Raw genomic sequence first — 7,457 nt, forward strand, 5'->3', positions numbered from 1 at the left:
AAATTGGCGAAACATTTAGAAAAGCATCCTAAAATAGCACAGGTTAATTATCCTGGATTAACAAGTCATCCACAACATAATTTAGCACTTAACCAACAAAATGATGGATTTGGAGCAATGCTTTCAGTATTAATTAAAGGCACGAAAGAAGAAGCTTTTAAAATTTCAACAAAATTGGCATATTTTACAACAGCAACTAGTTTAGGTGGTGTAGAAAGTCTTGTAGAACATAGACAATCCGTTGAAGGCTCAGATAGTCTAACGCCAAATAACCTACTTAGAATTTCAGTTGGTATTGAGCATATAGACGATTTAATTGCAGATTGGGAACAAGCTTTAGTATTTTAATAAGTGTTAAAAAATAAGTGTTACAAAAAACTTTGCAAAGCTAAGTCGTAGCTTTTTAAACCAAAACCTGCAATTACACCTTTTGCATTTGGAGCAATAAATGATATATGTCTAAAATCTTCTCTAGAATGTACATTTGAAATATGAACTTCAATTACAGGAGTTTCAATACCTTTTATGGCATCTCCAATTGCCACAGAGGTATGTGTATAAGCTCCAGCGTTTAAAACAACTCCGTCAAAATTAAAACCAACTTCATGTAGTTTATCTATTAATTCACCTTCAATATTACTTTGAAAATAATGCAATTCAATTGTAGGGTATTTTATTTTTAATGATTTAAAATAAGCTTCAAAAGTTAAATTCCCATAAATTTCTGGTTCTCGTTTACCTAATAAATTAAGATTCGGACCGTTTAAAATAAGTATTTTCATGTATGTTTTTTAATAAAGTAGAAGTCAATTCTTCCAGCATCAAATTTAAAAATTATTATCTAATACAAAGGTTTCATTCAATTAATTATCAAATTTATACGCCAAACCAATTTGTATAAAGTTTAGTTTCTTATTAGTATGATAACCAAAATCTATATAATTAGAAATTGCTAAATTGTAACGTGCATCAAGTATAAATTCATCAGAAATTAAAACACCAACACCTGCGGTGGCAGCTAAAATAAACTTTTTATAATTTTTATCTTTATTAATATCAATTCCTTTTACAGATAGTAAAAATTGAGATTCTGGACCTCCATAAATTTCAAATTTAGTTCCTAATCTATATTTAAATAATACTGGAATATGTAATAATCCTATATTTTCATCAATTTTATTATTATTTGATGAATAATATACTTCAGGTTGAATTAAGAAATTTACACTCCTCCTAAACTCTATAAAAGTTCCTAAATAAAATCCAGTTTTACTTTCATGAGTAGTACCGTTATCACTAAGTTTATCTTGTATATCAACTAAATTAACACCTGCCTTTACACCAAACTGATTTAAACTTTGTGCTTTCAATGCATTAAAATTTAATATAAAAATTAAAACTAGGATGCTTAAACTATAATTTTTCATAAAAAATAAATTTAATGCAACTAAGATACTTATTTATATGTAAACCCTAAATTAAAAAATGTTTTAATAATCAACTTTGTAAATGATTATATTTACAACATGAAACGAGCATGCTAAAAAGTTTACCTCCAAATGAATCACAGTTGGCGAATAGCATGTGACATTTTAAAAATAATAAGAAAGACACATGAAATGGAATAGTGTATTCATAGATTATATTACTTATTTAAAAATTGAAAAGGGGTTGGCAAAAAACTCTATAGATAGTTATGGTCGTGATGTAAATAAATTAATTTCTTACCTAGAATATAATAACATTATTATTTCACCAATTGATATAAATGAAACCACAATTCAAGAATTTATTTACAGCATTTCAAAAACCATAAATGCACGTTCACAAGCAAGATTAATTTCAGGAATTCGAAATTTTTTCGAATATTTAATTTTTGAAGATTATAGAAAAGACAATCCTACTGATTTAATTGAAACACCTAAAATCGGATTAAAACTGCCAGACACATTAGCTCTTGAAGATATTGATAAATTAATAAATGCCATTGATTTAAGTAAACCCCAAGGCGAACGCAACAGAACTATTATTGAAACATTGTACAGCTGTGGTTTGCGCGTTTCTGAATTGGTTGGTTTACAACTTTCAGATTTATTTTTTGAAGAAGGGTTTATTCGGGTTTTAGGAAAAGGAAATAAACAGCGTTTTGTACCAATAAACTCAAAAACTCAAATATACATTGCAAATTATATAAACGATATTAGAGTTCAAATAAACGTTCAAAAAGGATTTGAGGACACTGTTTTTTTAAACAGAAGAGGAAAAAACTTAACCCGTGTAATGATTTTTACTATTGTAAAAAATTTAGCTATTAAAATAGATTTAAAAAAGAAAATTAGTCCGCATACATTTAGGCATTCATTTGCTACACATTTATTAGAACGGGGAGCAGACTTAAGAGCTATTCAACAAATGTTAGGTCACGAAAGCATTACTACAACAGAAATTTATATGCATCTAGACAGAAGTTTTTTGAAAGATGTTGTGAATACTTTTCATCCTAGAAAATAAAAACTGTAGAAAAAGTTTTACCCTTAACTACAGTTTGTAATAAACATAAACCAAATTAATTATTTTCTATACAATGGATCTGCTCCAATAGTGCCTTTTAAATTTTCTAAATATTGTTCTGATTTTGATTGGTTATGTAGCTCTTTAACATTTTCAAGCTTTCTTAACAAATCTAATTCTATAACAATATCTGCATTGTTCGAATCTGAAATAAAAGTCTCTAAATAAGAAATTTGTTTTTCATAAAAGGCTACGTCTTTTTGTTGTTTAATAATTAAACGTTCTTTATACCAATTACTATTTAAAATATACTCTCTTTCAAAATATGCTCTTAATTCAGGGTCACTAACATCTTTACCTTCATAATGCCCATAAGCCATAATGTGTAACAATATTTTTAAAGGAGGAATGGCAGCTTCAATACTTCCATCTTCAAAATACCTTAGTGCTGCTTTTTGCTGAGCTTCAACAATGTTATTAATTCCATCCACATAGTCTTCAAAACCTTGTAACTCGGGTTTTAGCATTTTTTCATTAAATACCGCGTTTGGCTCATCAAATAAACGGTTTAAACATCTGTATGAAAAAGTACTTGTAATTCTATATCCTAATCGGCTTGCCAATACTTTTTTACCTTCATACTCAAAATCATTTAATTTTTCTAGAGACCCGTTTTTAATTAATGCTTTTGGATCTTTATCTTCAGGTTCTAAACGTGCCCAAATTTCAGGAATTAATAAACTAATATCGTGATCTACCTGATTTTCAGCTCCAACATAACCTGCAGCAGTACTAAAACCATTAGATTCTGTTAAAATATGAGAGAGTAAAGCGTTGTTTAAATCGGTGGTAGGTGTTAGCATATTAAAAGGGCCTTTTGTTAATGCACCTTCAGAACCCGCTCCTGTTGTTGATGGCGATTTACCCGTTAAACTACAAATAAAGTCCATAAATAATTCTGGCGTTTCTTGGTAATGAATTGGGTTATAAACAGCCAAAGGACGAATTCCTGCTTGCTTATCCACAGGATTGTTTCTTCTTCCTGGTAATACCGCGTTCACAACATTAATAACAGGATCTTCCGATTTTATTCTTCTGTGTAAACGAACTCCTATTTCAGCCAAATAGCTGTCTTCAGTTTCGTTATGGAAAATATTCTTTTCTAAATAACGAGGGTTTTTTGTTGGAACACCATCTACAATTCTTGGATGTGATGGCAAACAAAACAATTCATCCTCGTTTCGACTATTAATTACGCTTAAAATTAAATCTTTTACAGGTTGTGTATACTTATCAAAATTTATGGTGTCTTCATAAATATCAATAGCATCTTGCTTTGTTAATTTCTCATAATTTGTTAAAAATACTTTGTCCGATACTAAATCTCGTTCTGCTCCTTCGTCGTATCCTCTATTAATTGCTTCATCAGGTCGTTGGAATAAATGTGCTTCACAATTTGCAACCACTTTTAAACTCTTATTTGTATACTCAGGATTTAAATTTTTAAGTTGATTTCTTGGGATTGTTATGGAAGCGGATATATCATCTTCCATTTGAATTTTGGCTGAAGCTGCAAAATCCGATCTTAATTTATTTAGCATCCATCTTCCTTCTTGGTTAAATCCAATTCTTACATAACTTCCAATTACTGGATTGTCGAAGTACCAAAGCGCTGTTCCTTTTTGACCGTTAATTATTTGAACCGACATACAATCTTTCCAATTTAAATTCCCGGGATCTTGACGGTACAATCTTTTTACAAAAAGCACTAATGTTCTAATATGATTTGGTATGCTTTTTAAGAACTTATTAAACTCTTCAGTATTTCTATCGTTTGGGGTTAACAACATAACTGCTGAACCTAAGGTTCTTTCTGGACTTAAAAACGGTTTCGATTGCGGCAAAGTAGGATCATAATTTTTCCAACGTTTTGAATAATCGTATTCAATAATTTCATCAGCTTTTTTGAAATCTTCATCAATATCTACAATATTAAATGTATTGTACATTATTGCATTTAACATTGATTTTGAAATTTCAGATTTTCCTCCACCTGAAACTGTACAAGGTTTATGACAAAATATTCCTTCTGGCGCAGTTTTAACAATTCTCCAAAGAGAAACTGCATTATGTCGTTCAAGCTTAAATTTAGTTCCTGTTGGGTGAATATATGTCTTATAAGGTGATAAAATTAATTTATGCTCTTTACCTTTAAAAGTCCAATTAACATCATTGGTATTTGCATTAATAATTGCATTTTCTGGAAGGTAAACTAAATTCGGATACTTTTTATCGATGGCATAATTAGACTTTTTTACATCAATTCTATCAGCTAATAATTGTTTTACATCTTTAAATGAATACTTATTATCAAATTTAGAAGAAAAAACTTCACCATCAAATAAATCACCCATTACACCTCTTGGAAACGCCATTGCACCTCCTGAATGTTCTTCTTCAACCAAACCGTATAGGTTTGCAGAATAACTAATTTGTGTTTTAATTTCTTTTTTTGAATAACCATAATAGTTATCAGCAATCAATGTAACAACAACTCCTTTTTCATTTCTGCAAGATATTTTAAAAGCACTTCCATCATTGTATAGTTCTTTTTCATCTTTCCAACACATTCCATCATTTTTCTGACGTTCAGTAGCGTCATCAAAATGAGGTAATCCTATTTCCTTTTTAGTTAATGTTTTTAAATGTGGTGCTAAAACAATACAACCGGTATGTCCTGTCCAATGTTCAATATCTAAAGCAGCGTCATTTTGTGCTAAATTAGGATCACCGGCATTTCCAAATATAGATTCAACAAAATCTAAATTACTCACTAAACTTCCTGGTGCAAAAAAACGAACTTCTAAACTCTTTTTTGAAATCACACCTTTAACTTCAGGACAAACCATTGGTCTCATTAGCATTGAAACCATAACTTTTGCTTGTTCAGTTTGATTTGAAGTAAAAGGCAAAACATTTAATTCCTCTGGTGGTAAAAATGCCGCATTTAAAAAATGAGCAAACGCAACTTTTGGAACTTCTTTTTTATCTAAAGGTACAGGCAAATTACTTTCAACAATATGAAAAGTACCTTTTGTTGTTCTTTTATCGTGAATAGGGTTATTTAAAATACCTTGTTTTATTCGGTTTGAGGTAATTATCTCATTCTGAAACGTATTACCATTTGGTGGTAAACTAGCCTCACGTGCATGACCTGCCTGATTTAGAATTAACGTATCATTTGGAATTGAAAATGGTTTATCAATTTTAACATCCTTTAAATAATCACTTATAAAATTTTGAATTCTTAAATCTACTGGTGATAAATGTTGTGAGAGTAGTCTTGATTTTTCTTTAAAACTTTTAATTAAGCCTTGAGTTAATTCCATAAACTTTGGATTACAAAGTTTTAACTTGTCATCCTCGTTATCATTAAAAATAGGTTGCCCTAAAGATTCTAATTGTAAGTTTATATACCGAACTGTATCCTTTCTTAATCTAACATTAGGGTCTTCAATTTTAGTACTCTTGTTCATCTGCTGTAATATTAATTCATAATAAAAATAGTCAAAAATCAATCTAATTTTTCGTTACGAATTTACGGAATTTAGAACTCTTTTTTTAAGGTTTTAACAGAAATAAACGAAATCGTATTAGTTGTATAAATAATTCACGTAACACATTCTAAACCCTTTATATTGTGTAATTTAAACTTGTTTTAAAAAATTTCATTCAACTTATAAAATAGACTATTTTCAATGAAATGAAGCATAAAAAAAATCTCACCTTAGTGAGATTTTTCTATTCTATTTAGCAAGAAACTATTTTGCAATATTTACTGCTCTAGTTTCCCTAATTACAGTAACTCTAACCTGACCTGGATAGGTCATATCATTTTGAATTTTTTGTGAGATTGTAAAAGATAATTCTGCTGCTTTCGCATCATTTACTTTTTCACTTTCAACAATAACACGTAACTCTCTACCAGCTTGTATAGCATAGGCTTTTTGAACTCCTGTAAATCCAAAGGCAATATCTTCTAAATCTTTTAAACGTTGAATATACGAATCTAGTACTTGACGACGTGCGCCTGGTCTTGCTCCAGAAATTGCATCACAAACTTGCACAATTGGTGCTATTAATGTTTTCATTTCTATTTCATCGTGATGCGCTCCAATAGCGTTACAAATCTCTGGGTTTTCATTATATTTTTCGGCCCATTCCATTCCTAACAAAGCGTGTGGTAATTCACTTTCTGTTTCTGGAACTTTTCCAATATCGTGCAATAAACCAGCTCTTTTAGCTAATTTGGCATTTAGTCCAAGTTCAGCAGCCATTAAACCGCAAAGGTTTGCTACTTCACGCGAATGTTGTAGTAAGTTTTGACCATAAGAAGAACGGTATTTCATTCTACCAATAGTTTTAATTAATTCTGGATGTAATCCGTGAATTCCTAAATCTATTACTGTACGTTTACCAACTTCAATAATTTCTTGTTGTAATTGTTTTTCAGTTTTCTTTACAACTTCTTCAATACGAGCTGGGTGAATTCTTCCATCGGTAACTAATTTATGTAATGATAAACGTGCAATTTCCCTGCGCACAGGATCAAAACACGATAAAATAATTGCTTCTGGAGTATCATCAACAATTATTTCAACTCCTGTTGCAGCTTCAATTGCTCTAATGTTTCTTCCTTCTCTCCCAATAATTCTACCTTTAACATCATCTGATTCAATATTAAAAACAGAAACACAATTTTCGACAGTTTGTTCTACACCAACACGTTGAATTGTATTTAATATTACTTTACGAGCTTCTTGTTGTGCTGTTAATTTGGCCTCTTCAATAGTGTCTTGAATATGTGCCATTGCATCTGATTTTGCCTGATCTTTTAAAGATGTAACCAATTCTTTTTTAGCATCTTCTGCAGACAATCCGGATAT

Annotated in this window: 6 protein-coding genes; 2 read left to right on the forward strand and 4 right to left on the reverse strand. The window is 30.2% G+C overall.

Annotation, left to right across the window (positions count from 1 at the left end):
* On the forward strand, positions 1–348 hold a 348-nt coding region (locus AB1Z17_RS07200), incomplete at its 5' end, for a PLP-dependent transferase (protein ID WP_368051124.1).
* 20 nt (positions 349–368) lie between these two features.
* On the opposite strand, the gene aroQ is transcribed toward AB1Z17_RS07200, so the two are convergent.
* The gene (aroQ, locus tag AB1Z17_RS07205) at positions 369–782 is read right to left on the reverse strand and encodes a type II 3-dehydroquinate dehydratase (protein WP_368051125.1); all 414 of its coding nucleotides are present in this window, start codon (positions 780–782) and stop codon (positions 369–371) included.
* Between the two features lie 81 nt (positions 783–863).
* Entirely contained in the window at positions 864–1,427 is a 564-nt protein-coding gene (locus tag AB1Z17_RS07210; RefSeq protein ID WP_368051126.1) for an outer membrane beta-barrel protein, read from the reverse strand.
* Between the two features lie 187 nt (positions 1,428–1,614).
* Between AB1Z17_RS07210 and xerD the strand changes: the two genes are divergently transcribed.
* Entirely contained in the window at positions 1,615–2,511 is an 897-nt protein-coding gene (gene xerD, locus AB1Z17_RS07215; protein ID WP_368051127.1) for a site-specific tyrosine recombinase XerD, read from the forward strand.
* Between the two features lie 59 nt (positions 2,512–2,570).
* Here xerD and AB1Z17_RS07220 read toward each other — a convergent pair whose 3' ends face one another.
* Both AB1Z17_RS07220 and rny read right to left on the reverse strand, forming a co-directional pair.
* Positions 2,571–6,047: a hypothetical protein gene (locus AB1Z17_RS07220; RefSeq protein WP_368051128.1), complete on the reverse strand. Its 3,477-nt coding sequence runs from the start codon at positions 6,045–6,047 to the stop codon at positions 2,571–2,573.
* A gap of 285 nt (positions 6,048–6,332) precedes the next feature.
* Positions 6,333–7,457, reverse strand: a 1,125-nt coding sequence (gene rny, locus AB1Z17_RS07225; RefSeq protein WP_368051129.1) for a ribonuclease Y, incomplete at its 5' end; no start/stop codon positions are given.

Origin of the sequence: Lutibacter sp., assembly GCF_040883305.1 — a bacterium.
In the GTDB taxonomy this organism is placed as follows: Bacteria; Bacteroidota; Bacteroidia; order Flavobacteriales; family Flavobacteriaceae; genus Lutibacter.

Excerpts from the sequence above, each read along its gene's own strand:
- AB1Z17_RS07210 (WP_368051126.1), bottom strand. The coding sequence starts at position 1,427 with ATGAAAAATTATAGTTTAAGCATCCTAGTTTTAATTTTTATATTAAAT.
- xerD (WP_368051127.1), top strand. The coding sequence starts at position 1,615 with ATGAAATGGAATAGTGTATTCATAGATTATATTACTTATTTAAAAATT.
- AB1Z17_RS07220 (WP_368051128.1), bottom strand. The coding sequence starts at position 6,047 with ATGAACAAGAGTACTAAAATTGAAGACCCTAATGTTAGATTAAGAAAG.
- aroQ (WP_368051125.1), bottom strand. The coding sequence starts at position 782 with ATGAAAATACTTATTTTAAACGGTCCGAATCTTAATTTATTAGGTAAA.